This window comes from Cobetia sp. Ld8 (assembly GCF_045066615.1).
Classification (GTDB): domain Bacteria; phylum Pseudomonadota; class Gammaproteobacteria; order Pseudomonadales; family Halomonadaceae; genus Cobetia; species Cobetia amphilecti.
Window position 1 is genome coordinate 366,634 of sequence record NZ_JBISHF010000007.1, and the last position, 23,516, is coordinate 390,149.

Below are 23,516 nucleotides of genomic sequence, written 5' to 3' on the forward strand. Positions count from 1 at the left end.
CAAATATTGACAACTTTTGATGAGCAATAAGTCTAGTGTCGTGACCCGAAAAGCGCGTCTTGGTGGCCGCCAACAGACATGTCACGAAAGGGGTGTGGCATCGATTGCGCAAAGAGGAATGATGGTGAGCTATTGAGTAATGATAGCAATCTACTGATTGTAAGGGGTTTTTTGTAAGGTGTGAGCGCGATGGGTATCTGATCGGCCTGGTATCTCGAGACGCGATCAAGGGTTGAGCCCATCTTCAGAGGGGTGTGCGCCGGGAGAGCCGCTCGCCGGCAGCGACATAGGTCGCATGGCAGCACCTGACACAAGTTGTCATATTTTGTCGGCAGGTGGCATTTGCCCCCTTTGACCGTCAAGGAGATGACATGGAAGCGACATGGCGCTGGTTCGGTCCCGCGGACCCCATCACGCTCGAGGAAATTCGCCAGACCGGCGCGACAGGTATCGTGACGGCGCTGCATGAGATTCCCAATGGCGAGGTCTGGCCGCTGGAGGCCATTCGTGAGCGCAAGGCGCAGATCGAGGCGGCCGGCCTCCGCTGGTCGGTGGTCGAGAGCATTCCGGTGCATGAGAGCATCAAGCAGGCCGCGCCCGGCAGTGATCACCATATCGCCAACTATCAGCAGTCGCTGCGCCACCTGGCGGAATGCGGGATCGGCACCGTGTGCTACAACTTCATGCCGGTGCTGGACTGGACGCGCACCGACCTCGCCTGGCAGCTGCCGGAGGGCGGCACGGCGTTGCGTTTTGATCAGGATGCCTTCGCGGCCTTTGATCTCTATCTACTGGAGCGCCCCGGCGCCGAGCACGAGTACAGCAGCGCAGAGCAACAGGCCGCGCTCAGGCATCTGGCGTCGCTCGATGATGCCGGACGCGAGACGTTGATCCGCACCATCATCGCGGGGCTGCCGGGGGCGGAAGAAGGCTACACGCTGGCCCAGTTCCGAGCGGCGCTGGCGTCCTATGACGGTATCGATGCCGCGCGACTGCGCCAGCATCTGGCCACCTTCCTCAAGGCCATCGTGCCGGTGGCGGAAGAAGTCGGCATTCGACTGGCCATTCACCCTGATGATCCGCCGCGGCCGATGTTTGGCCTGCCACGCGTGGTCTCGAGCATGGTGGATGCCGATTGGCTGCTGGGCGTCGTGCCCAGCCCCGCCAATGGCCTGACGTTCTGCACCGGCTCCTACGGGGCCAACCCGGAGATTGATCTGTGCATCATGGCGCGGCGCTTCGCCCCTCATATCCACTTTGCCCATCTGCGGGCCACCGGGCGTGACAGCGAGGACAAGCGTTCCTTCCATGAGGCTGAGCATCTCGAGGGTGACCTGGACATGGTGGACATCATCAGCGTGCTGGTCGCGGAGGAGCGTCGTCGCCTGGTATCGGGCGGCGCGCCCTTGCCGATGCGCCCGGATCACGGCCACCACATTCTGGATGATGCCAGGCGCGAGACCCGCCCGGGGTATCCGCTGTATGGGCGCATGAAGGGGCTGGCGGAAATCCGTGGCCTCGAGATGGCGGTCCAAAGACTGGCCTGACGGCGGGACGCAATCCAGACATAAACGCAAACACGAACGGCCACCCGCGGTCTTGAGACCGGGGTGGCCGTTCGTGTTTGCTGCAGGTCGGGATGTCTGCTGATTCTGGTCTCAGAGTTCAGAGTTCAGAGCCAAGAGTTCAGACGACCGCAGGTTTCAGTCTTCGACGATGTCGAAATCACCATTGGTGCGCACGTAGAGCAGGGTATCGGCGCCGGTGGTGATGTCATGGGTGATCTCGCCCTGAGAGCCGAAGTAGCTGCCGGTCGCCAGGCTCTGGCTGTCGTCCTTGCCTTCGGTCTCGTGGGTCAGGTCGCCCTTGATGACCACGGCGCGGAATTCGTCGGCGTGGCTTTTGATTTCGCCGGAGAAGTCGGCCGGCAGTTTCACCAGGCGGCCGCTCAGCTGGCCGACGTCCGGGTTGCCCCACAGGAAGGCGGTCTTCGGGCCTTGCTCGGCGTCGTCGCTGCCCGGCAGGTTGATCCAGCGGATGTCATTGGCATCCAGCCATACCATGTTGTTCTCTGCGACATTCAGCGGCTCTTCATCGTTGTGGAAGGCCTCGGATTCCGGCTGTACCAGGTAGGGCCCTTCATTGATCTCGATGTAGGCCATGTTGACCTTGTCTCTGGCCGCGGTGATGTGCGATTCCCCTGCCGGCTGGATCCAGAACGAGCCTGCGGGCAGCCACTGCTCATCGGCGTTCTTGTCATCGTTGTGGACCTCGCCCTGGATGACCACGCCACGGTAGGTGATGTTGTGGATGTGGGGCGGTGAGGAGAAGCCTTCGTTGAACTTCACCAGGAAGCCCGAAGCGCCATCCTTGGTGCGATCGCCCCACAGGTCGCCGGCCGCCGGGCTCTGGTCACCGCGCAGCGGGTTCAGGTAGCCCCAGTCGATGTCGGACTGCTGGACGACTTCACTGGACGGCGTGAGCGTGGAGTGGTCATCGGCGTGGGCGGTCATGCTGGCGAAGGCGACCGAGAGGCCGAGAAGAGCAAGGGAGAAGGGACGTTTCATGGTGGCTGCCTGTCTGGTCATGGGAAGAAGGAGGACAATGCCGATGCGCTGGCAATCGACGCAGTGAATCTTGGAGCGGGCAGGCGGCGGGATATAGCGGCAGATGGCGTAAAGACTTTCAATCAAAGCATGATAATCAGCCGTTCATCTTGGGCGTGTTAACGGCGCCAGACCCCGAGGCGATGCCATGACATGCGGCGTGGCGCTCACCTTGAGGTGAGGAGGATTTCTCGACAGATCACGACGTTGGCGCGCTTTTGGCGCGGGTTCGTGCCGCTGGTTCGGCCCGGCCCGCCGGGGTGAGGCGGGCAAAAATGAGCCGCTAGGGGAAGGCAGGGAGGTGTGCGAGGACGAGAAATTGGCAGTTCCGGACATTCCTCAAACAGTTTTCGGAATGTCCGGATAATACGCCGGGTCAGACGAAGTCAGGGGCGATGAGGCGCGGAATGGTCAGCACGAATTCCGGGAACAGGATCATCAGCAGGATCACGGCCAGCATCACGCCCAGATACAGCATGGTGGTCGCCATGGCCTTGAGCAGTGGAATGCCGCCTATCTTGGCGGAAATCATCAGGCACAGGCCGTAGGGCGGCGTAATCAGGCCCAGCCCCAGCGCCATCACGCCGATGACACCGAACTGCACGGGGTGCACGCCTGCCGACATCGCCAGCGGATAGAAGATGGGCGCCATGATCGCCATCGCGGGCAGGGCATCCATGAAGGTGCCGATCACCAGCAGCACGATGGTCATCACGATCAACAGCACCGTCGGGTCGGTGATGCTGACGCCCGCCATCAGCTTGGGCGGAATCTGATAGAAGCTGATCAGATAGCCGAAGATGGCCGCGCCCACCAGGCTGAACAGCGACAGCGAGCACAGCCTGACGGTGTCGGTGGAAGCATTGAGCAACTTGGTGAGATCCAGCTCGCGATAGACCACGAAGCCCAGCGCCAGCGCATAGACCACCGCGATCACCGCGGCCTCGGTGGGGGTCACGGTGCCCAGGGTGATGCCACCGATGATGACGATCGGAATCCCGGCGGCCAGCAGGCCATCCTTGCCGGAGCTGGCCAGCTCCTTGAGGGTGGCGCGCTTGCGCACCGGCACATCATAGCGGCGGACGTAGCGGGTATTGAGCAGCAGCTGGGCCACGCCGATCATCACGCCGGGCAGGATACCGCCCAGAAACAGGCCGGCGATCGAGGTATTGGTCAGCGCGCCCCACACGATCATGTTGATCGACGGCGGGATGATGGTGCCCATCACGGAGGAGGCCGCGGTGACCGCGACGGCGAAGCTGATTGGATAGCCTTCGCGTTTCATGGCCGGAATCAGCACCGTGCCCACGCCGGCACTGTCGGCGGTGGAGGAGCCGGACACCCCGGCAAACAGCATGCTGACCAGCACATTGACGTGGGCCAGCGCGCCACGGAAGTGGCCGACCAGACGCATGCACAGCGTGATCAGACGGTCGGTGATCCTGGCGGCATTCATCAGGTTGCCGGCCAGCAGGAACAGCGGCACGGCCAGCAGCACGAAGGAATCCATGCCGTTGTACATGCGCTGGAACATGATCCAGTAGGTCAGGCGCGGGTCGAGCAGAATCAGCGTCGTCGCCGTCAGCACCAGCGCCATGGCGATGGGGATGCCGATCACGATCAACACGCCCAGCACGCCGAACAGCAGCCAGGGCATCAGGTAGAGCCAGTCCATTGGCATCATGACAGGGGCCTCCGATCAGTCGCGCCATGCGCATGGCTGGCGATGGCGGGAGACAGAACCGCTGCCGTCTCCTCCGGTGTTGCCAGTTCTTCTGCCTCATTGGGCGTATTGAGCGCCTTCTCCATGGCTTGCATGCCGTGCAGCCAGGCATGCAGCAGCCGTTGCAGGCTGAACAGCACGATGAAGACGCCGCTGACGGTGAATACCGAGTAGACGTAGATCATCGACAGTCCCGAGGCCATGGCACTGCGGCGCAGACCGGAAAGGGCGAAGTCCTTGCCGTGCACGATGAACAGTACCCCCAGCAACAGGCAGGCGAGATCACGGATCCAGCGCGTGACGAGATCGGCACGGCTGCCACGCGCAAAGGCTTCCAGCACGAAGTGATCGGCGTGCAGCACCCCGACCGCGGTGCCCAGCATCACCATCCACTGGAAGGCGAAGCGGCTGAATTCCTCGGTCCAGAACAGGCGCGGCAGGAAGGCCAGATTGCGACTGGCGATCTGATAGATGATGAAGACGATGAAGCTTGCCAGCAGCGCCAGCAAGACGAGATAGAGCAGACGTTCGAGCGTCCGGTTCAGGCGCGAAAGCCCTGAGAGCACAGGATGCATGGCACTGTCCTCAAGAAGAGTGCGAGGGGGAGGAGCTCGACGCAAGGCGGCGAGATCATTCAAGCCAACCTGAAGATGGGGCAGCCAGACGCTGCATGACTGCCCCTCAGGCGTGACTTACTTGACCGCACGCACCTTGTCGTAGATTTCCTTGAGGCCCATCTCGGCGATCACTTCCTTGAGTGGCTCGGCCACGATTTCCTGCATGCGCTCACGGTCGATCTCATGCAGCTTGGCGCCCTGCTTCTCGAGCTCGGCGAGGGCTGCCGCGTCCTGCTCCAGCTGCACCTTGCGGGCATAGGCCGCCGCGTCATGGGCCGACTCCATCAGGGTCTTCTGCTGCTGCTCATCCAGGTTGTCCCAGGACATCTTGGACATGGTCAGCAGGCGCACGGTGATGTCGTGCTCGGACAGCGCGATATTGGGCGCGACTTCGTGGAAGCGCATGCGCAGGGTCCATTCCGGCTCGTTGAGCAGACCGTGGATCGCGCCCAGCTGGATGGCGGTGTAGATCTCCTTCCAGGCCACCACGCTCGGTTCGACCCCGAGTGCCTGCCAGGCGACGATCAGCGGCTTGGTCGGGTTGGTACGCAGCTTGAGGCCCTTGAGGTCATCGAGTGAGGTGACCTCGCGCGAGCTGACGATATGCCGCTTGCCGCCCCCGAAGTAGGCCAGCACCTTCACATCGGTCTCGTCACTGATCTTCTGGGCGATCTCCTGGCCGACATCGCCATCCAGCACTTTCTGCCAGTGATCGACATCGCGATACAGGAAGGGAATCGTGAAGACGTTGGCGGTGGGCGAGAAGTCGGTGATCAGCCCGGGGCTGACGATGGACATGTCCAGCGCGCCGGCCATCTGTTGCTCGAACATCTCGGTCTCATGGCCCAACACCGAGTTGCCCATGATGGTCATGGTGATGTCGCCATCGGTCTTCTCGGCGAGCAGGTCGCGCAGCCGCTCGGCGCCGAGTTGATAGGCGGTATCTTCGGTGCCGGCGTGGCCGAAGCGCAGTTCCATCGCCTGGGCGCTGGCCGAGACACCGAGCGTGGCGCCCAGCAGGGTGCCGGTGGTGGCCGCGATGGCCAGGCTCTTGCCTAGCCCCTTGCCCAGCCGGGAGCCCAGACGTGAGCGCTGGGAGGGATAATTAGAAATAGAGAGAGAGGCATTGGTTGGATTGATCCAATTCAGCATGATGGCGTTTTCCTTGGCGTTGTTTGTTGTTGTGCCTTGCATCTTCTGGTCTTGCAGTCTTGCCGTGTTGCGCTTGCCAGACCGACAGTCTCCAGACGGCCGGTCCATGCTCGGGGGCTGCGCGGCTTGTCGATGCTCTCCAGGCATGACGTGCCGTTCAGCTGAAGCTTGGTATCACTCCTTTGGGGGCGTCGCGACGCTGGCGTCGTCAGGACTCCCGCAGGAGCGGCGTATCTTGAGTTCCGGCGGCATGATGACGCTCTCTCGCTCGCCGCCGGGATTGGCGATCCGGCGCAAGGCCAGGCGCGCCGCCTGCTCCCCGATGGCGTAGGGGTGCGTGGCGATACTGGTCAGGGGCGGGTCGCCCAGTTCGGCTTCCTCGACGTCATCGGTGCCGATCACGGCGCAGTCGCGGCCGGGCTCGAGCCCCATCTGGCGCAGGCCCAGCATGGCGCCGAAGGCCACCAGGTCGTTGTGGCAGACCACCGCCGTCGGGCGCGGGCTTTCCTGCATCAGACTCTTGATCAGTTCATGGCCGACGCGTCGGGTCACGCCATTGCCGCGTACCAGACGGCGATAGGCCAGGCCGTGGCGATCCAGCGCGGCCTGATAGCCCAGCCAGCGGTCATGGCTGACCGAGTGATCCGCGCCGCCGATGAAGGCGATGCGCTGATGGCCCAGGCCGACGAGATGATTGACGGCCATCTCGGCCACGCGCCGGAAATCGGTGCCGGCGTAATCGAAGGGCGGCGCGTCCAGATAGCGCATCACCTGGATGCAGGGCATGCCCCAGTCGGCCAGTTGATGGATCAGGTTGGGGTCTGTGTGTTCGGCGGGGCACAGCAGCAGGCCATCGACGCGATGTTCACGCATGCGCTCGATGAAGCGCTGCTGACGCTCGGGGGAGTCCTCGCTGTTGGCGAGAAATGACACATAGCCTTCCTGATGCAGGGCGGCATCGATCCCCGCGACCATGGAGCCGAAGAAGGGGTTGGCGATGTCATAGACCACCACGCCCAGGGTGGCGGTGCGGCTGCCACGCATGGCGGCGGCGCCACGGTTGTAGACATAGCCCAGCGCCTTGATGGAGACCTGGACCTTCTCGCGGGTGCGCTTCGCCACCAGCGGGCTTTCGCGCAACACCAGCGAGACCGTGCTGCGCGAGACCTTGGCGTGGGCCGCGATATCCTGGAGCGTGATGCTGCTCGAGGCGCCCTGGGTTGAATGGCCCTGAGTCGAATGGCCCTGTGATGACGGGTCGGCATCTTCCCGAGCAGGGGGTGGCGTGATGGGCGCTTTCATGGCGTCGTTCCTGGGCATTTTCTTGTTGTCATCCCAAGCCTGGGCTGGGGTGCTGGCGTTTTGGATTGTTCCAATTCCTTGTCGTCAGCATAGAGCAATCCCTCGGCTATCCCTTCAGCACTTTGGTCTGGCAGCCCGTGCTAGCGGCGCGTCCAGTGGGCTTCATTGACCGCGCTCAAGGGGGATTCGCCTGCCAGCGCCAACAGCAGGTTGTCCAGCGCACGCTGCGCCATGGCGCGCCGGGTCTCATGGGTCGCCGAGCCGATATGCGGCAGCGCCACGACCTGAGGCAGGCGTGTCAGCGGCGAGCTTGCCGGCAGTGGTTCCTGCTCGAAGACATCCAGCCCCGCCCCACGAATGCCGCCGCGCTCGAGACACTCGATCAAGGCGCCTTCATCGATGACGCGCCCGCGGGCGATGTTGATCAGAAAGGCGCTGGCGGGCATCAGGTCCAGTTCGCGCTTGCTGATCAGGCGTTCGGTCTGCTCGCTGAGCGGGACGGTGACGCACACGAAGTCGCTGGTCTTGAGCAGTGAGTCCAGTTCGACACGGGTCGCGCCAAGCTCGCTTTCCAGCTCAGGCTTTGGGGAGGTGTTCGAGTACTGGATGCGCATGTTGAAGCCGAGCGCGCCGCGCCGTGCGATCGCCGCGCCGATGCGCCCCATGCCGATCATGCCCAGTGTCTTGCCGTGCACATCCGTGCCGAAGTGGGACGGTGTGAGGCTCGCTGTCCATTGGCCATCGCGAACCTTGCAGGCCAGCTCCACCGCGCGCCGCGCCGTGGCCATGATCAACAGGAAGCCGGTGTCCGCCGTGGTCTCGGTCAGCACATCCGGGGTATTGCACAATAGGATGCCGCGCGCGTTCATCGCCTCCAGCGGGTAGTTGTCATAGCCCACCGAGACCGAGCAGATCACCCGCAGTACAGGGGCGGCGTCCAGCAGCGCTGGCGTGATCACATGGCCTGAGCTGATCAGGCCGTGGGCGTCATGCAGGGCATCGCGCAGCGCGTCTTCCCGCGCCTGTGCCGACAGGCCCTCAGGCAACACCACGACATCATGATGCTCGCGCAGGGTGCTCATCTGGTCATCGTCGAGTGCCTTGAGCACGACGACCTTGCGGCGGGGCAGGGGGTTGGCCGCATCGCTGGCCATCTGGCTGGCACCCTGGGGCGAGTAGTGCTGTGCGTGCATGGAGGTCTCCTTGAGTTCATGAGCGTTCGACAGGAACGGATCGACAGGCGCGGATCGCGGCTCAGGACACGAGACTGGCGGCCTCTCCGTTCTCGATCGCCGTGAGTGTCTGGCGATCCGGCAGGCCCTCCATGTCACCGCGCACCTGCACCGCACGACTGCCCAGCAGGTTGGCGCGCAGCATGGCAGCTTCAGGTGACAGTCCATCGAGCAAGGCGCTGATGGCACCCACCGCAAAGGCATCGCCGGCACCGACGGTATCGACGACCTGGTCGACGCGCTGGCCGGTGACACTGAAGGCGGCTTCCTGGCCGCCGATCAGCCCACGGTAATAGCTTCCCTCGGGGCCGAGCTTGATGATGACGGCCTTGGCACCTTGTTCGAGGTAGTGGCCCGCGATGGCCTCGGGGGTCTTGTGGCCGGTCAGACGTTCTCCTTCCGCCAGTCCCGGCAGTACCCAGTCAGCGCGGCTTGCCAACTGATTGAGGGTGTCGCGCATCTCACGCTCGCTGGACCACAGGGTGGGGCGCAGATTGGGGTCGAACGAGATGCTGGCCCCTGAGGCGCGGGCCTGCTCGAAGAGGTGGAAGGACAGCTCGCGGCAGCTGGGGGAGATGGCCGGCGGAATGCCGGTGGCATGCAGGTGGCGCAGGGCGCTGAAATCGATGCCATCGGCATCGCGTGCATTCATGCGGCTGGCGGCGCTGCCCTGGCGGAAGTACTCCACGTGGGGGTCTTCGCCCTGGCTGGCGCGTGCCTTGAACATCAGGCCGGTGGGCGCCTCGCTGTCCCGGGTCAGATGGCGGCAGTCCAGGCCATTGTCTTGCAGGGTCTGGCGCAGATAGTGCCCGAGACTGTCGTCGCCCACGCGGCTCAGCCAGCCGACGTGGAACCCCAGGCGGGCGAGGCCGATGGCGACGTTGGTGTCGGCCCCGGCGATACGGCGCTCGTAATGTGATACGTGCGCAAGATCTCCCTCGCTCTCGGCGACCAGCATGGCCATGGCTTCGCCAAAGGCGAGGATTTCCAGTGGCGAGGAAGAAGGGAAAGAGGTGGGCGTCGAAGACGCGCTGGCTTGCTCAGACATCATGGCGTGTCCTTTGTCCTGGAGACATTCCTTGTTTTTGTCAGGCATGACGGCGCGGCTGGCGAAGCCGCGCCGTCATGGTAGTGCTGCACCGATAGTGCTGCGCCGTCTTGCTGGTCGCGCGTGTCACTTGTTGCGTACTGATTGTTGCGTACTGATTGTCGCGTACCCGTTGCCGACAGACTCAGTGCTGGCGCTTGCCGTCCACCAGGCGTGGCAGGTCGGCGCTGTCACGCAGGCTCGGGCTCAGCAGCGCTTCGGGCAGGTCCTGGTAACACACCGGGCGCAGGAACCGTTCGATCGCCGCGCTGCCCACCGAGGTGGTGCGGCTGTCGGAGGTGGCAGGCCAGGGGCCACCGTGGACCATCGCCTGACAGACCTCGACACCGGTCGGCCAGCCATTGGCGAGAATGCGCCCCGCGCGGCGTTCCAGTACCGGCATCAGGCTGCGCGCGGCATCGATATCGGCATCGTCCAGATGCAGGGTGGCGGTCAGCTGGCCTTCCAGGTGCTCGCAGACCGCACGCATCTCGTCCAGATCGCGACAGGCGATGACCAGCGAGCTGGCACCGAAGACTTCTTCCTGCAATGCGGCTTCACTCAGGAAGTCGCTGCCGGTGGTGCGGAACAGAGCGGTCTGACACGGACTTGCGTTGTCACCATCCAGCGCACCGCGCGCCACTTCCTGTACCTGAGGCAGGGCAGAGAGTTTCTCCACGCCACCGCGGTAGGCGTCGTGAATGCCCGGCGTCAGCATCGTCTGGCAGGCACTGGCCGTGACGTTGTCGGCGGCGGTGTTGAGGAAGCGCTCCAGCGCCTCACCTTCCAGCGCCAGCACCAGCCCCGGATTGGTGCAGAACTGGCCGGCTCCCATGTTGAGCGAGGCGATGAAGGCCTGTCCCAGCGCTTCAGCGCGGGCTTCCAGCGCGGCCGGCATCAGCAGTACCGGGTTGATGCTGCTCATCTCGGCGTAGACCGGAATCGGTTGCGGGCGGGCTTGAGCCGTCTTGAGCAGTGCCGTACCGCCACTGCGCGACCCGGTGAAGCCGACGGCCTGAATGCGCGGGTCATTGACCAGTGCCTGGCCCAGGGTGTTGCCGCTGCCGTAGAGCAGCGAGAAGACGCCTTCCGGCAGGTTGCAGCGCTTCACGGCACGCTGGATGGCAGCCCCGACCAGCTCGGACGTGCCCGGGTGAGCGGAATGCGCCTTGACGATGACCGGGCAGCCCGCCGCGAGGGCCGAGGCGGTATCGCCACCGGCCACCGAGAAGGCCAGCGGGAAGTTGCTGGCCCCGAACACCGCCACGGGGCCGAGACCGATGCGCCGCTGGCGCAGGTCGGCACGTGGCATCGGGCTGCGTTCCGGCATGGCCGGGTCGATGCGCACATCCTGCCATTCCCCGGCGCGTACGACACCGGCGAACAGACGCAGCTGACCGCAGGTGCGGCCGCGTTCGCCTTCCAGACGTGCGCGTGGCAGGCCGGTTTCCTGAAGGGCGCGTTCGGTGATCTGCTCGCCGATGGCCTCGATTTCCTCGGCGATGGTCTCGAGGAAGCCGGCGCGGGTCTCGGCGTCCGTCTCCCGGAAGCTGTCGAAGGCGTCATGTGCCAACTGGCAGGCCAGCTCCACCTCGCGGGCACCACCGGCCGGATAGGCGGGGTCCAGTCGTTCGCCATTGGCAGGATTGATGGCATGAACCGGCTTGCCGTCAGCCAGCAGGCTCTGCTGGCCGATGAGCTGATGGCCGCGCAGTGTCGTCTGATCGGAAGGTGACATGAGGCGTCTCTCTTTTCGTTGGGCGTGCTGTGCGTGGGACGTACGGTGCGTGGGGCCTGGGGTGCTTGGTAGGTGCTGTGCTTAGGACGCGCGGAGGGCCAGGGGGGGCAGCCGCCTCGACAGGCCAGGCCGGTCGAGGCGTCACCGCCTTGGGGGGCGCGTCACTTCACGTCATTCCACCGCGCTGAAGGTGACAGGCGACATGCCTTACGGGCACATCTGGCCGCCGTTGATGTCGATCACCTGACCGGTGATGTAGCCACTGGTGGCGTGCGAGGCGAGGAACAGGAAGGTCGGCGCGCATTCTTCGGAGGTGCCGAAACGGCCCATGGCGATGCTGCCGGCGATCTTGGTGCGCAGCTCTTCGCTCTTGTCGGCATGGAAGACGGTATCGATGGTGCCCGGCGACACGATGTTGAAGCGCACGTTGTCCTTGGTGAATTCCTTCACCCAGTTGCGATGCAGGTTGTGCAGCATGGCCTTGGTGCCGCCGTACAGGGAGGCGCCCAGACCGCCGCCTTCGCGACCCGCGATTGAGCCGGTGCTGATGACGCTGGCGGTGGTGCCGGAGTCCTTGGCGGAGGCCTTCAGGTGCGGCATGGCGTACTTGGTGGTCATGATCGCGGAGCGCAGGTTCAGGTCCATCACCAGGTCGAAGGCGGCATCGTCCAGACTCTCGAGTCCTGCACGCACGCCCAGGCCACCGGCGTTGTTGACCAGTACGTCCATGCCGCCGAAGGCCTTGGTGAAGTCTTCCACCAGTGCGGCGCAGCCTTCACTGGTGGACAGATCACGTGCGAAATATTCAAAGCGTGCCCCGGTGGCTTCCAGCTGGGCGATGGCGTCACGCGCGGCGTCATCCTGCTGACGGCTGTTGATGCCGACCACGGCACCCTCACGGGCGAAGGCGACAGCGGCTGCCAGACCAATGCCCTTGGTAGAGCCGGTGATGAGAACTTTCTTCTGCTTGAGATCGGTGAACATGTGGGATTCCTGACGGTGGAAAGCCGTACGCTCTTGGAGGCGGCATGGCGAATGAAAGGTGGAGGGGCCTGCGGCGAGCATCGGCTCCCTCTCGGCACGAGTCACCTTAGCCCAGACAAACAGGATCGACAAACAAATAATGACAACTAGCGAATAGTGCTTTAGTGCAGTCCCGCCTCTCGACTGACATGAGAAGGCTGTCATGAAGCCCGGCTCGCGCGGTGCTGACTGGGGCTGTAGGAAGAGGGGGCTGTGCTTATCAGGCAAGAGACTTATTTGTCGTAAAATCCCTGATAAAGCCAATAAATCAACGGTTTGTGGCAATTCAAGCGATGCTGCTCGGCCGACGATCCGCAAGGCGTTGCGGCCATTGGATAAGGGTCGCAGGGGCCGGGGTCGGCTATCCTAGGGGTTGATCCGGCCAGCCCGTCACGACCTGCAACCCCCGCTCCCTCCCTGCCGTCCATTTTTGGATTGGTCTAAAGTTCAAGTTGTCATAACTTGTAAAATTCGTGCATCCCGCTGACACTGATCTGCGTATTCGGGGCAGTCATCGCCAACCCCCAAAGCGGCTGCCCCACGCTGCAACGCCACAATCGACACAGCCACGCAACGCCTCCATAACAAGACAACGAGAGAGTCTTCGCCATGCGTAAATTGTCACAAGTCCTCTGCGCCTCAGTGCTGACCCTGTCCGCTTCCGCGGTGATGGCAGCCGACTATCCTTACAAGCCCATCACGCTGATCGTGCCCTGGTCTGCCGGTGGCGGTACCGATGCGGTCGGTCGTCAGCTGGCGGCGGGCCTGCAGGAAGAGCTCGGTCAGCCGGTCAATGTGGTCAACAAGACCGGCGGTTCCGGGGTGGTGGGGCACATGGCCATGAAGATGGCGCGTCCCGACGGCTATACCCTGGGGCTTGGCACGGCAGAGATCGCCACCTATCAGCACATCGGCACCGCGCAACTGTCCTATGAGGACTTCACGCCGATCGCGCTGCTCAATCTGGACTACGCCTCCTTCACGGTGAATGCCGATTCCGAATGGAAGACGCTGGATGATGCGCTGTCGGCGCTGAAGGCCAACCCCAGTGACTACACCGTGTCCGGTTCTGCGCCGGGGGCGGCCTACCATCTGTCCTTCGCGGGCTTCTTGGATCAGCAGGGCATCAACCCGAATGACGTGACGCTGGTACCCAGCGAAGGCGCGGCACCGGGCCTGCAGGAACTGGCTGCCGGTGGCGTGGATATCGTGTTCTCCTCGCTGCCGGAAATCGAATCCATGCGCCAGTCGGGTCGCGTCAAGGCGCTGGCGGTACTGGCCAATGAGCGTGTCGATTCCTTCGAGGACATTCCGTCTGCCAAGGAGTTGACCGGTTCCGAGTGGAGCCAGGGTTCCTGGCGTGGTCTGGTCGGCCCTGAAGGCCTGCCGGAAGAGGTCACCGCGCGTCTGTCTGAAGCCACCGAGAAGGTCTGGAAGTCCGAGCAGTTCCAGGACTTCATGGCCAGTCGCGGTTACGGCACCGTGTGGGAAGATGCCGAAGGGTTCCGTGCCTTCATGAAAGATCAGGACGAAAAGAACGCTGCCACCATCGAAAAGCTGGGGCTGGCCAACTGAGCACGTCGCATCGCTTCGTGTTCGAACGTTTCCTCCTGAGTCTTCATGAGTAACCGCACATGCGTACCAACGACAAGGTAACGGGTGTGGTGACGGCAGCCTTCGGGGCTGCCGTCATATATGCCTCCCTCGACCTGAAGAACCTGCCGCGCCAGGAATATGGGGCCGGTACCTTTCCCACCGTCATCGGCGCACTGCTGATACTGTTCGGGGCCATCCTGCTCGTCCGTGGGCTGCGCAATCGTGAAGTCTGGTTTGCCTGGCAGCACCCCGTGCCGCTGATCACCTTCATTCTGACGCTGGTGGCCATCTGTGCCTCCATCATCGCCTACATCTATCTCACCCCGGTGGTCGGCTTCCCCGTGGTGTCCTTCGTATTGCTCACCTTGCTGCTCTACACCTTCCATCATCGTCGCTGGATGCCCGCTGCCGGTATCGCGGTGACGGCGACAGGGGTGATCTGGGGTGTGTTCGGCCAGTTGCTGCACGTGCCGCTCGAGCTGGGACTGCTGGAAAGGGTGATCTACTGATGAGTGACTTACTGCAAGCCGCCACGATGGTCTTCACCTGGGAAGTGATGCTGATCATCCTGGCCGCCTCCCTGTTCGGGCTGTTCATGGGTGCGATACCGGGCCTGACCGCCACCATGGCCACGGCCCTGCTGGTGCCGGTCACCTTCTTCATGGACCCGCTGCCGGCCATCGCCGCCATCGTGTCCGCCACGGCCATGGCGATCGTGGCCGGGGACATTCCCGGGGCGCTGTTGCGAATCCCCGGTACGCCAGCCTCGGCGGTCTATACCGAGGAAGCCTATGCCATGGGCAAGCAGGGCAAGGTGGGCCTGGCACTGGGTCTCAACGTGACCTGCTCGATGATCGGCGGCGTGATCGGGGTGCTGATCCTGGCCTTCTTCGCACCGCGCATCGCCGAGTTCGCCATCCAGTTCACCAGCGATGAGTACTTCTGGCTGGCACTGCTGGGGCTGTCCTGCGCGATCCTCGTCTCGGGGCGTGATCCGCTCAAGGGCGGCATCTCGATGCTGGCGGGCCTGGTCATCGCGATGGTGGGCATGGACAGTGTCTCCGGCCAGATGCGTTTCACCTTCGGCAACTACGACCTGCTGGCCGGTATCTCCATCCTGCCGGTGCTGATCGGCTTGTTCGCGATCTCCGAGCTGATTCGCCGCATGCCCGAGACGCGCAACCCGGCGCCGATCGTGCCGCCGGTCATCAAGCGTCCCTTCGAGGGCGTTGGCTCGACCCTGTGGAAGTACAAGGGCGGCGTGCTGCGCGGCGGGGCACTGGGAACCGTGATCGGCTCTCTGCCCGGCGCCGGTGCCGACATCGCCTCCTGGATCAGCTATGCCGTCAGCCGCAAGTTCTCCCGAACGCCGGAGAAGTTCGGCAAGGGCCATCCGGAAGGCCTGGTGTCGGCCAGTTCCGCCAACAATGCGTCGCTCTCCGGTGCCTACATTCCGGCGCTGGTGTTCGGTATCCCGGGCGATACGGTGACGGCGATCATCATCGGCGTCCTGATGACCAAGGGCATCACCCCGGGGCCGGACGTCTTCACCGACCAGGCACCGCTGGTGAACGCCATCTTCATGGTCTTCGTGCTGGCCAACCTGCTGCTGTTGCCGCTGGGCTTCATGGCGATCCGTGGGGCGCGTCACATCCTGTCGATTCCCACCGGCATCCTGTTCCCGCTGATCCTGATGTTCTGCATCGTCGGTGCCTTCGCGGCCAACAATGCCATGTTCGATATCTGGATCATGCTCGGCATCGGCCTGATGGGCTTCTTCATGGCCGAGAACGACTTCCCGGTCGGGCCGATGATTCTGGCGGTGATTCTCGGGCCGATCGTCGAGAGCAACTTCATGCGCTCGATTCTCAAGTCCAATGGTGACCTGACCGCCTTCGTGGACCGCCCCATCGCCATGGTGCTGGCCATCGCCGCGGTGGCGGTGTGGAGCATGATCATCGTCAATGGCGTGAAGGCAGGCCGCAAGGCACCGCAGGCAGAGGAAGCGACTCAGCCCCAGGATGCCTGAACGGGCGTCAGTCCGCGGCCTTTCCTCAACTGGCAGGGTTTCCGGTAGAATTGCACACCATCCGACATGCCTGAAGGTGGACCAAGAGTGATGAGAAAGGGCGACATGACACGATGAGTGACGCAGCCAAGCATTCACTGGCGCTGGTGGTCTACGAGAAGATTCTGGCGGCCATCATCAGCGGTGATTACCCCGTCAACAAGAAGCTGCCCACCGAGGCGCGCCTGTGCGAGCTGTATGAGGTGTCGCGTCCGGTGCTGCGTGATGCGCTGGCGCGGCTGCGCGAGGACAATCTCGTCGTCTCGCGGCGGGGCTCGGGCAGCTTCGTCATCAATCGACCCGACAGCGCCGTGCTCGAATTCGCGCGCATCTCCAGCATCGCCGACATCCAGCGTTGCTTCGAGTTTCGCACCAATGTCGAGGCCAGTGCGGCGGGCCTTGCCGCACTGCGGCGTACCCCGGAGCAGCTGGAGCACATTCGCCAGCGCTTCGAAGCCATCAACCAGGCCAATCTCAACCATGATCGCGCCTCGGATGAAGACTTCGAGTTCCATCTGGCGATCACCGAAGCGGCCAGCAATCACTACTACGCCACCGTGCTGCGCTCGCTCAACCAGAGCATCAAGGAGGGCATGAACCTGACGCGCGGCCTGTCACTGCGCGCCTCGGAGGAACGCCTGCGCATCGTCCAGGATGAGCATCAGGCGATCATCGATGCGATTGCCGACAAGGACGCCTCGGCGGCCGAAAGCGCGATGCGGGCGCATCTCGAAGGGGCGCGCCGACGCATGTTCGAAGGCGTTCATGCGCCTTAGCCCCACAATAGGCAAGCCCCTCCAGAGGTAAGCCCCTCGACAGGAAAGCATTTCGCCAAGAAGTCATGACCCACGACAATGCCTCTGATCGTCACCGATCAGAGGCATTGTCGTATCAGGAGGCGTGAAAACGCGGCCTGCAGGCGCGCAAGCGGCCTATGAAGATATCAAGAGCACGATGCCCGCAAGGCTAGTGTTCGCCCAGCTAGTGCATCAAACGAATCTGGCGGGCGACAGGCTGCGCGCGTATTCCGGCAGGGGTTCGTGCGCCACCGTGCGTGCCACCAGATCGCCCGTCTCGGCCGAGAGTGTCAGGCCCAGGTGGCCATGCCCGTAGGCGAGCAGCAGGCCGGGGCAGCCGGGCATTTCGCCCACTACCGGCAGGCCATCGGGAGTGGAGTGGCGCACGCCCATCCAGTGGCTGGCGACGTCGAGTGGCTGACCGAAGAGTGTCTCGCCCCATTGCTTGAGGGATTGCCAGCGTTGCGGCGAGGCGGGGCGCGATGGTGCGCAGAACTCGGTGGTGCCCGCCAGGCGAATGCCTGCGGCCATTGGCGAGGCGTAGAAGTGATGCGCCAGCCAGCCCACCGGGCGTGCGAGTGGCAGCGAGGTGGCGAGTTCGATGTGATAGCCGCGCTCGCTGACCACCGGCAGTCGCTTGCCGAGTCCTGCCAGCAGCGTATTGCTGGCGATACCGGCGCAGATCACCACATGCGAGACCTCCTGCGAGGTGGTGGCGGTGTCGATGCGCCAACCACCACTGGAAAGCGGCGTGAGGGCATCGACCTGCTGCGCCGTCCACTCAAGGCCGCCTTCTTCGAGCTGTGCGAAGAGCTGGCGGCTGAGTGACAGCGGGCTGGTGAGATGGCGGGTATCAGGGTAGTAGAGGCCGCCTGTTAGTCCCTTCGAGTTGAGCGACGGTTCCAGATCCCGTAGCTCGCTTGCGCCCAGTGCCTGACATTCGACTCCGTCATGACGTTTCGCCTGGGCCATCTTCTCCAGCGCTGCCGGGGTGATGGCGGTGTCGCGCTGGATCTGCAGGCAGCCTGTCTGGCTGGCCAGCGCAGTGGGCGCTCTGGTCTGCAGATCATCGATCAGAGCATGCTGTCGTTCGACGGCATTGGCCAGCAGGGCGATCAGGTCGGCCTTGTGGCGCTGGAAATTGGAGGGCGTTGCCGCCTTGAGGAAGCGCCAGCCGAAATCCGCGAGGGCAGGCGTGTGGCGCAGGGCGATGGCAAGGGAGGGCTGCCTGCTCAGCAGGTGGCCCGGCAGCTGACGCAGGGTATCGCCGCTGGCCATCGGTGAGGTGGCGTAGTTGGCGATGAGGCCGGCGTTGCCGAAGGAGGTGCCTTCGCCGATGGGGTTCGGGTCATACAGTCGAACGTGATAGCCACGTGCCTGCAAGGCGCGGCAGGTCGCGAGGCCGATGATACCGGCGCCAATGACGGCAATGCTGTCGTGGCTCGCCGCTTCGGCGGCGGAGGATTGCGGGGTCATCGCATGTACTCTCTTTGCCGGTCATGCCGGGCGGATTGCCCGACATGATCGGCGTGATGAAGACGGTGGCAGGGCCATGACAGAGCCTTGGAAGACCCTTGGTCGATCGGCGCAGGCCCTGCCGGTGGCTCAGTTGTCGCGGTAGAACTTCCAGGAGGCGATGGCGATGCCCACGGCGGTGAGGATGCTCAGCAGGCAGATCACATACAGGGTCAGTCCGAACATGGTCAGGTCCTCAGGAGTGGGTGGGCTGGGTCGGGGCGTTATTGCCGTTGTGGTCCGGCGCCGCGTTCAAGAACTGATAGACGAGGGTGAAGACCACGATATTGGCGATGACGCCGGCGATCAGCGGCGTGATGCCGCTCAAGGCCTCAAGTTCCAGGCCGCTCCACTTCCAGACGCTGGTGGCCAGTGCCCCGGCGAGCATCGCGGCGATGCCGGCACGCTTGCAGCGAATCTTGAACAGCACGGCGAAGATGAACGGCAGCAGGATGGTCGGCGCCCACAGCGCGTAGCTCAGCAGCAGCGCATCGATGATCGAGGTGGCATAAAGCGCGAAGACGATGGCGCCCAGGCCGATGGCCAGATTGACGCCGCGCTCGATCCACAGCTGCTGCTTGCCGGACATGGCGGGATTGATGAAGGGCTTGTAGATATCGGTCACGAAGATGACCGCTGCCGAGTTCAGGTAGGAATCCGCCGTCGACATCACCACGGCCAGCAGTGAGGCGAGCACCAGACCGGTCAGACCCAGCGGCAGGGCGTCACGAATCAGTTCCGGCATGGCTTGATCCGGTGAGATCTGCGGATAGAGCACCAGCGCGATCAGGCCGATGGTGGAGCTGACGGCATAGAACAGCAGGCCGAAGCCGCCGGCCAGCGAGTAGCCGATCTTGGCATGACGGGAATCCGGTGCCGACAGGGCGCGCTGGGTGTAGGGCGGGACGAGGGTCTCGCCGAGCAGGAAGGCGATGAAGATGCTGATGAACATCAGCGGCGTGTAATCGCCCATGATGCTGAAGTGCTCGGTGGGCAGCGCGGCGATCAGGGCATCGGGGCCACCGATCTTGTCGAGTCCGACGATCATGGTGATGGGCAGGAAGACCGCGAGCATCACGAACTGCACCACGTCAGTCTGGATCACGGCCCACATGCCACCGGCCGTGGAGTACACCAGCACAACCGCCATGCCGATCAGGATGCCGGTGCTGATCTCGATGCCCAGGATGGCATTGAAGACGGTACCGATGGCCAGCGCCTGAGCGCCGAGGATGCCGACGCAGAAGATCAGCGAGAAGATGCCGGTCAGCAGGCGAGCGCTGCGACCATAGTGATGCGCCATGATGTCACCGACCGTCTGGGCGCCCGCATAGCGCTTGAGGCGCGGTGCGATGTAGAGGCCTGCGATGATGGTGGCGATGGGGAAGGCGGAGGCCGCGAACATGAAGGCGTAGCCCTCATCGAAGGCCTTGCCGGCGCGGCCCATCGAGGCGCCCCCGCCGAGGAAGGAAGCGGCGAGCGTGGCGAACAGCACCGGCCAGATGATCTTGTTGCCGGCGACGGCGAAGTCGGCACTGCTGGAGGTCTTCTTGGCGCTGCGGTAGCCGATGTAGAGCAGTATCGCGAAATACAGCAATAGCCCCATGAGGTCGATCATATGCATTGTCTGTGGCCCTTTGTTGTTGGTTATGAGGGTCTGGTCAGCTTCCTCCCGCAGGGGGTATAAGCACAACTAAAGGCTGTCTATTAAGTCATAAGAACAATTTAGAGTCTGCCCGAGAAAGGCTAGTCTCGAGAATCCGGACATGAGTGCCCCGCCGCGAGAGCTTTGCCACAAGAGCTCTGCCACGAGATGAGAGCCCAGCCGTCATGAAACTCAGACACAACCTGCGTCAATTGCAGATCTTTCAGGAAGTGGTACGTACGGGCAGTCTCTCCCAGGCAGCGCGTCGCCTGGCCATCACCCAGCCCGCGGTGAGCACGGCGATCACCAATCTGGAAAGCGAAGTCGGCTTTCTGCTCTTTCGCCGCAACCACTACGGCACCCAGTTGACGCCGGAAGCCGTCCATCTGGCCGAGGGGGTCGACAAGGTGCTGGCGTCGGTGGGCCACCTTGATGAGCTGACCGATGGGCTGCGTGACGGCCATGCCGGCAAGCTCACCGTGGCCTCGATGCCGGGGCTGTCTCCCACGGTGATGCCCCGAGTGATGGCGCGCTATCTTGTCGACTTCCCCGACAGCCGCCTGTCGTTGCAGACGTTCAGTTCGCGCAAGATCGCCGAGTGGGTCGCCGAGGGCCAGTTCGATCTTGGCGTGATCGAGTCGGACGCCGCCATCGAGGAGCTGGTGCTCGAGGAGTATCGGCTGTGCATGGCGCTTGCGGTTCCCGAAGGCAATCCTCTCGCCGAGAAGGCATCACTGAGCCCGGCGGACCTGGCTGGGGAGACCATCATCACGCTGGACCAGCATCACCAGAGCACTCTGAAACTCGCGCGGGCCTTCCAGCAGGTCGGCATGACCTTGCAGGCGAGCATCGAGACCCATCTGTTTCCCTCGGTCGCGATGCTCGTCAACGAAGGGCTGGGGATCGCCCTGATAGATCCGGTGACGGCGGAGGCGATGCTGGCCCGCCGCGATTGCCATCTTCGCATCGTGCCCTTCACACCGACCATCACTCTGGATGTCGCGCTGGTCACCTCGCGCTTTCATCCCGTCTCGCGTCAGGGGCAGCGCTTCATGCCTTATCTGGCGGCGGAGCTGGCCGCCTGGCAGCAACGCTCGCAGGACAGATACGCGCCAGGCGCCTGAGCGGGCGCCTCAGACCGATGTTCTCGCCACTGTGCGCTGCCAGTCACGGCGGTGGACTTCCTGGTCGTCTTGCCAGGCGATCTGCTCGGCTTCGAGATAGAAGTTCTCGGCGTCGCAGCGCATGCGGTAGTGGCTCTCGACGCGGACGTCGAACTGGCCCGGGGTGGTCTCGCCAAGCGCACTGTCACGCCCGTGCTGATCGCGTCCGGCGTGGTAGTGCCAGACGATCTCGGCACGCGTGCGATCCGCATCTTGCGGATGCGCGGTATAGCGCTCGGTACAGCGATACTCGACCCGCATGCCGGTGTCCTCGAGCGTCATCGCGCCCAGGTCATCCGCGACGATGGTGGTGACTTCGCCGCTGGCTGCATCTTCGACCACGCTGCGACTCGGCCTGGCGGCACGCTGCTCGCTGATGTTGGCCGGTGGGGCGGATTCCGGCGCCGCGAAGGGGGTGTCGACGGCCTCGCCGGTGAAGACCGGCAGCGCGAGTGATTGCAGGCCCGGTTGCAGGGTGAGAGCCGCTCGCCGGGGCGCCGGCCACACCATCGGGAAGTTGGCTGACGCCAGTGCCACGCGCAGTCGGTGGCCGGCCGGAATCCGATAGCCCGCCATGTCCAGTTCCAGCTCGACATTGACGGGCTCGCCGGGAGTGAGAGGCTGCGGAGTGTCATGATCGCGCAGCGCGAGGTTGAGCACGCCGTAGGTGATGCGTGCGACCTGGCCATCCGGCTGCACGTCACTCAGGCGCACCATCAGCTGGCCACAGGCCTGGTCACTGGTCAGTGACAGCGTGACCCTGGGCTTGCCGAGGATATCCAGCGGCGCGTCGAGCGGCTCACTGTCAAAGCACACGGCGAGTGCATCATCCAGCCGCTGATCCCCCGGCAGGTCAGGCCCGAACCAGATGGCGCAATACTCGCCCTGATGACGGCCAGCGGTCAGTGGTGAATCCACCACGACCGGCCTGGCGAGTGCCTGCTGGCCCCGGCGTGCGTCGTCGCTCAGGCCTGACTCACTCAGCGACATCTGGTGCATCTCGACATCGCTGGCGGGCCAGCCGTCCGTCTGCACCCAGCGTCCCGGACGTTCGGCATACATCGTCTTCGGCGGCAGAGCATCCTGCAGATAGAAGGTGGCGGACGGCTCGTCCATCACGCCATTCTCCGCGCCTTTCAGCCAGTGGTCCCACCAGCGCAGTGCTTCCTGCAGGAAGCCGATGGCGGGATCGGGCACCGCAAAGTGTGGATACTTGTGAATCCACGGGCCGATCAGCGCCTTGCGCGGGCAAGTCAGGTTTTCCATCATCCGCCCGACGGTATTCTTGTAGGCGTCGCCCCAGCCACCGATGGTATAGACCGCCGCTTCGATGTCGGCGTAATTGGTATTGATGGAGCCCTGCTTCCAGTAGGCATCGCGGTGCTGATGCGAAAGCCACGTCTCGGCCAGCAGCGGCATCTCGTCCAAACGCTCCTGCCACATGGCGCGCCACTCATCACCCACCAGGCGCGGGTCCGGCGGAGCTGCGGAGAAACTCAGCATGGTGGCGGCCCAGGCCAGGTTCTCGTTGAGCAGGCAGCCACCCTTGTAGTGGATGTCATCCGTGTAGCGATCATCGGTGGAGCAGAGGGTGATGATGGCCTTGAGTGGCTCAGGCCGGTGCGCGGCCAGCTGCAGCGAATTGAAGCCGCCCCAGGAGATGCCCATCATGCCGAGCTTGCCGCTGCACCATGGCTGATTGGCGATCCAGTCGATCACCTCCAGCGCATCGGACTGCTCCAGTGGCAGATATTCATCCTCCATCAGCCCCTCGGATTCGCCGTTGCCGCGCATGTCGACGCGCACTGAGGCGTAGCCGTGGCCCGCGAAGTAGGGGTGGGTGAGGGCATCACGCGCGATGGTGCCGTCACTCTTGCGGTAGGGCAGGTATTCTAGGATGGCCGGCACCGGTGCCTGTTCCGCATCTTCCGGCAGCCAGATTCTGGCGGCCAGCTGAGTGCCATCCGAGAGCGGAATCAGCGTGTGCTCGATCTCGCGGACGCGATGGGGGAAGTCGGTCTTGACGCGCATTCACGTATCCTTGTGTCGTCGGGGCGATGGACGGATGCCTTGTCTCGGGAGAACTGCTTGTCACGGGAGTACTACTTGCCACTGGCCGTGACGCCGGGACTCATAATTCGGAAATCAGAAGTCGGAAGTCGATGCTGGCGCATGCCGTCAAACGCCGCAAGGCGCCGTGGAGGGAAATCCACTGCGCCTTGCGGTGTCATGCGTGAGCCGTCCTGGCTGAG

18 protein-coding genes are annotated in these 23,516 nt (G+C 63.7%); 6 read left to right on the forward strand and 12 right to left on the reverse strand.

Annotated features, from left to right (window positions below; translation table 11 throughout):
* Nucleotides 1–371: 371 nt before the first annotated feature.
* Nucleotides 372–1,547 carry a mannonate dehydratase gene (gene uxuA / locus ACJJV2_RS06485; RefSeq protein ID WP_405279141.1) on the forward strand — a complete coding sequence of 392 codons (1,176 nt, stop codon included), beginning with the start codon at nucleotides 372–374 and terminating at the stop codon, nucleotides 1,545–1,547.
* 156 nt (nucleotides 1,548–1,703) lie between these two features.
* Here uxuA and ACJJV2_RS06490 read toward each other — a convergent pair whose 3' ends face one another.
* The 9 genes from ACJJV2_RS06490 to ACJJV2_RS06530 form a co-directional block, all read right to left on the reverse strand.
* Complete coding sequence (locus tag ACJJV2_RS06490) at nucleotides 1,704–2,567, reverse strand: DUF4437 domain-containing protein (protein ID WP_405279144.1); 864 nt, start codon at nucleotides 2,565–2,567, stop codon at nucleotides 1,704–1,706.
* Between the two features lie 415 nt (nucleotides 2,568–2,982).
* Nucleotides 2,983–4,290, reverse strand: coding sequence for a TRAP transporter large permease (locus ACJJV2_RS06495; RefSeq protein ID WP_405279147.1), 1,308 nt, complete (start codon nucleotides 4,288–4,290; stop codon nucleotides 2,983–2,985).
* Nucleotides 4,287–4,904 (reverse strand): TRAP transporter small permease, encoded by a 618-nt coding sequence (locus ACJJV2_RS06500; protein WP_405279150.1) that lies wholly within the window; start codon nucleotides 4,902–4,904, stop codon nucleotides 4,287–4,289. The genes ACJJV2_RS06495 and ACJJV2_RS06500 overlap by 4 nt, the downstream gene beginning before the upstream one ends.
* Before the next feature lie 117 nt (nucleotides 4,905–5,021).
* The gene (locus ACJJV2_RS06505; protein WP_405279153.1) at nucleotides 5,022–6,098 is read right to left on the reverse strand and encodes a TRAP transporter substrate-binding protein; all 1,077 of its coding nucleotides are present in this window, start codon (nucleotides 6,096–6,098) and stop codon (nucleotides 5,022–5,024) included.
* Between the two features lie 174 nt (nucleotides 6,099–6,272).
* Nucleotides 6,273–7,400 carry a LacI family DNA-binding transcriptional regulator gene (locus tag ACJJV2_RS06510; protein WP_405279156.1) on the reverse strand — a complete coding sequence of 376 codons (1,128 nt, stop codon included), beginning with the start codon at nucleotides 7,398–7,400 and terminating at the stop codon, nucleotides 6,273–6,275.
* Nucleotides 7,401–7,540: 140 nt separating this feature from the next.
* Nucleotides 7,541–8,554: a 2-hydroxyacid dehydrogenase gene (locus ACJJV2_RS06515; RefSeq protein ID WP_405280696.1), complete on the reverse strand. Its 1,014-nt coding sequence runs from the start codon at nucleotides 8,552–8,554 to the stop codon at nucleotides 7,541–7,543.
* Nucleotides 8,555–8,654: 100 nt separating this feature from the next.
* Nucleotides 8,655–9,680, reverse strand: coding sequence for a sugar kinase (locus ACJJV2_RS06520; RefSeq protein ID WP_405280699.1), 1,026 nt, complete (start codon nucleotides 9,678–9,680; stop codon nucleotides 8,655–8,657).
* Nucleotides 9,681–9,864: 184 nt separating this feature from the next.
* Nucleotides 9,865–11,457, reverse strand: coding sequence for an aldehyde dehydrogenase (NADP(+)) (locus ACJJV2_RS06525; protein ID WP_405279159.1), 1,593 nt, complete (start codon nucleotides 11,455–11,457; stop codon nucleotides 9,865–9,867).
* Nucleotides 11,458–11,664: 207 nt separating this feature from the next.
* Nucleotides 11,665–12,441 (reverse strand): SDR family NAD(P)-dependent oxidoreductase, encoded by a 777-nt coding sequence (locus ACJJV2_RS06530; RefSeq protein ID WP_107334523.1) that lies wholly within the window; start codon nucleotides 12,439–12,441, stop codon nucleotides 11,665–11,667.
* A 648-nt stretch (nucleotides 12,442–13,089) separates the two neighbouring features.
* On the opposite strand from ACJJV2_RS06530, the gene ACJJV2_RS06535 reads away from it, so the two are divergent.
* The 4 genes from ACJJV2_RS06535 to ACJJV2_RS06550 all read left to right on the forward strand — a co-directional run bounded on the left by ACJJV2_RS06535 (nucleotide 13,090) and on the right by ACJJV2_RS06550 (nucleotide 16,920).
* The gene (locus ACJJV2_RS06535; RefSeq protein WP_043334189.1) at nucleotides 13,090–14,055 is read left to right on the forward strand and encodes a tripartite tricarboxylate transporter substrate binding protein; all 966 of its coding nucleotides are present in this window, start codon (nucleotides 13,090–13,092) and stop codon (nucleotides 14,053–14,055) included.
* A gap of 59 nt (nucleotides 14,056–14,114) precedes the next feature.
* Complete coding sequence (locus ACJJV2_RS06540) at nucleotides 14,115–14,585, forward strand: tripartite tricarboxylate transporter TctB family protein (RefSeq protein WP_405279163.1); 471 nt, start codon at nucleotides 14,115–14,117, stop codon at nucleotides 14,583–14,585.
* Complete coding sequence (locus tag ACJJV2_RS06545; protein ID WP_043334188.1) at nucleotides 14,585–16,105, forward strand: tripartite tricarboxylate transporter permease; 1,521 nt, start codon at nucleotides 14,585–14,587, stop codon at nucleotides 16,103–16,105. The genes ACJJV2_RS06540 and ACJJV2_RS06545 overlap by 1 nt, the downstream gene beginning before the upstream one ends.
* A 113-nt stretch (nucleotides 16,106–16,218) precedes the next feature.
* Nucleotides 16,219–16,920 (forward strand): FadR/GntR family transcriptional regulator, encoded by a 702-nt coding sequence (locus tag ACJJV2_RS06550; protein ID WP_215823005.1) that lies wholly within the window; start codon nucleotides 16,219–16,221, stop codon nucleotides 16,918–16,920.
* Between the two features lie 213 nt (nucleotides 16,921–17,133).
* Here ACJJV2_RS06550 and ACJJV2_RS06555 read toward each other — a convergent pair whose 3' ends face one another.
* Both ACJJV2_RS06555 and ACJJV2_RS06560 read right to left on the reverse strand, forming a co-directional pair.
* A complete protein-coding gene (locus tag ACJJV2_RS06555) occupies nucleotides 17,134–18,417 on the reverse strand; it encodes an FAD-dependent oxidoreductase (RefSeq protein WP_405279168.1) in 1,284 nt (427 codons plus the stop codon).
* Between the two features lie 235 nt (nucleotides 18,418–18,652).
* Nucleotides 18,653–20,080, reverse strand: a complete 1,428-nt coding sequence (locus ACJJV2_RS06560) for a sodium:solute symporter (protein ID WP_216060839.1) — start codon at nucleotides 20,078–20,080, stop codon at nucleotides 18,653–18,655.
* 206 nt (nucleotides 20,081–20,286) lie between these two features.
* On the opposite strand from ACJJV2_RS06560, the gene ACJJV2_RS06565 reads away from it, so the two are divergent.
* Nucleotides 20,287–21,225 carry a LysR family transcriptional regulator gene (locus ACJJV2_RS06565; RefSeq protein ID WP_054557146.1) on the forward strand — a complete coding sequence of 313 codons (939 nt, stop codon included), beginning with the start codon at nucleotides 20,287–20,289 and terminating at the stop codon, nucleotides 21,223–21,225.
* 9 nt (nucleotides 21,226–21,234) lie between these two features.
* Here the strand turns inward: ACJJV2_RS06565 and ACJJV2_RS06570 are convergent, their stop codons facing one another.
* Nucleotides 21,235–23,295, reverse strand: a complete 2,061-nt coding sequence (locus ACJJV2_RS06570; protein WP_405279172.1) for a CocE/NonD family hydrolase — start codon at nucleotides 23,293–23,295, stop codon at nucleotides 21,235–21,237.
* Nucleotides 23,296–23,516: the final 221 nt, after the last annotated feature.

Bases quoted from the DNA above. Each gene is read 5' to 3' on its own strand.
- ACJJV2_RS06500 (WP_405279150.1), bottom strand. From the start codon at position 4,904: ATGCATCCTGTGCTCTCAGGGCTTTCGCGCCTGAACCGGACGCTCGAA.
- ACJJV2_RS06535 (WP_043334189.1), top strand. From the start codon at position 13,090: ATGCGTAAATTGTCACAAGTCCTCTGCGCCTCAGTGCTGACCCTGTCC.
- ACJJV2_RS06545 (WP_043334188.1), top strand. From the start codon at position 14,585: ATGAGTGACTTACTGCAAGCCGCCACGATGGTCTTCACCTGGGAAGTG.
- uxuA (WP_405279141.1), top strand. From the start codon at position 372: ATGGAAGCGACATGGCGCTGGTTCGGTCCCGCGGACCCCATCACGCTC.
- ACJJV2_RS06520 (WP_405280699.1), bottom strand. From the start codon at position 9,680: ATGTCTGAGCAAGCCAGCGCGTCTTCGACGCCCACCTCTTTCCCTTCT.
- ACJJV2_RS06565 (WP_054557146.1), top strand. From the start codon at position 20,287: ATGAAACTCAGACACAACCTGCGTCAATTGCAGATCTTTCAGGAAGTG.
- ACJJV2_RS06505 (WP_405279153.1), bottom strand. From the start codon at position 6,098: ATGCTGAATTGGATCAATCCAACCAATGCCTCTCTCTCTATTTCTAAT.
- ACJJV2_RS06540 (WP_405279163.1), top strand. From the start codon at position 14,115: ATGCGTACCAACGACAAGGTAACGGGTGTGGTGACGGCAGCCTTCGGG.
- ACJJV2_RS06510 (WP_405279156.1), bottom strand. From the start codon at position 7,400: ATGAAAGCGCCCATCACGCCACCCCCTGCTCGGGAAGATGCCGACCCG.
- ACJJV2_RS06525 (WP_405279159.1), bottom strand. From the start codon at position 11,457: ATGTCACCTTCCGATCAGACGACACTGCGCGGCCATCAGCTCATCGGC.
- ACJJV2_RS06550 (WP_215823005.1), top strand. From the start codon at position 16,219: ATGAGTGACGCAGCCAAGCATTCACTGGCGCTGGTGGTCTACGAGAAG.
- ACJJV2_RS06560 (WP_216060839.1), bottom strand. From the start codon at position 20,080: ATGCATATGATCGACCTCATGGGGCTATTGCTGTATTTCGCGATACTG.
- ACJJV2_RS06555 (WP_405279168.1), bottom strand. From the start codon at position 18,417: ATGACCCCGCAATCCTCCGCCGCCGAAGCGGCGAGCCACGACAGCATT.
- ACJJV2_RS06570 (WP_405279172.1), bottom strand. From the start codon at position 23,295: ATGCGCGTCAAGACCGACTTCCCCCATCGCGTCCGCGAGATCGAGCAC.
- ACJJV2_RS06515 (WP_405280696.1), bottom strand. From the start codon at position 8,554: ATGGCCAGCGATGCGGCCAACCCCCTGCCCCGCCGCAAGGTCGTCGTG.
- ACJJV2_RS06490 (WP_405279144.1), bottom strand. From the start codon at position 2,567: ATGAAACGTCCCTTCTCCCTTGCTCTTCTCGGCCTCTCGGTCGCCTTC.
- ACJJV2_RS06495 (WP_405279147.1), bottom strand. From the start codon at position 4,290: ATGATGCCAATGGACTGGCTCTACCTGATGCCCTGGCTGCTGTTCGGC.
- ACJJV2_RS06530 (WP_107334523.1), bottom strand. From the start codon at position 12,441: ATGTTCACCGATCTCAAGCAGAAGAAAGTTCTCATCACCGGCTCTACC.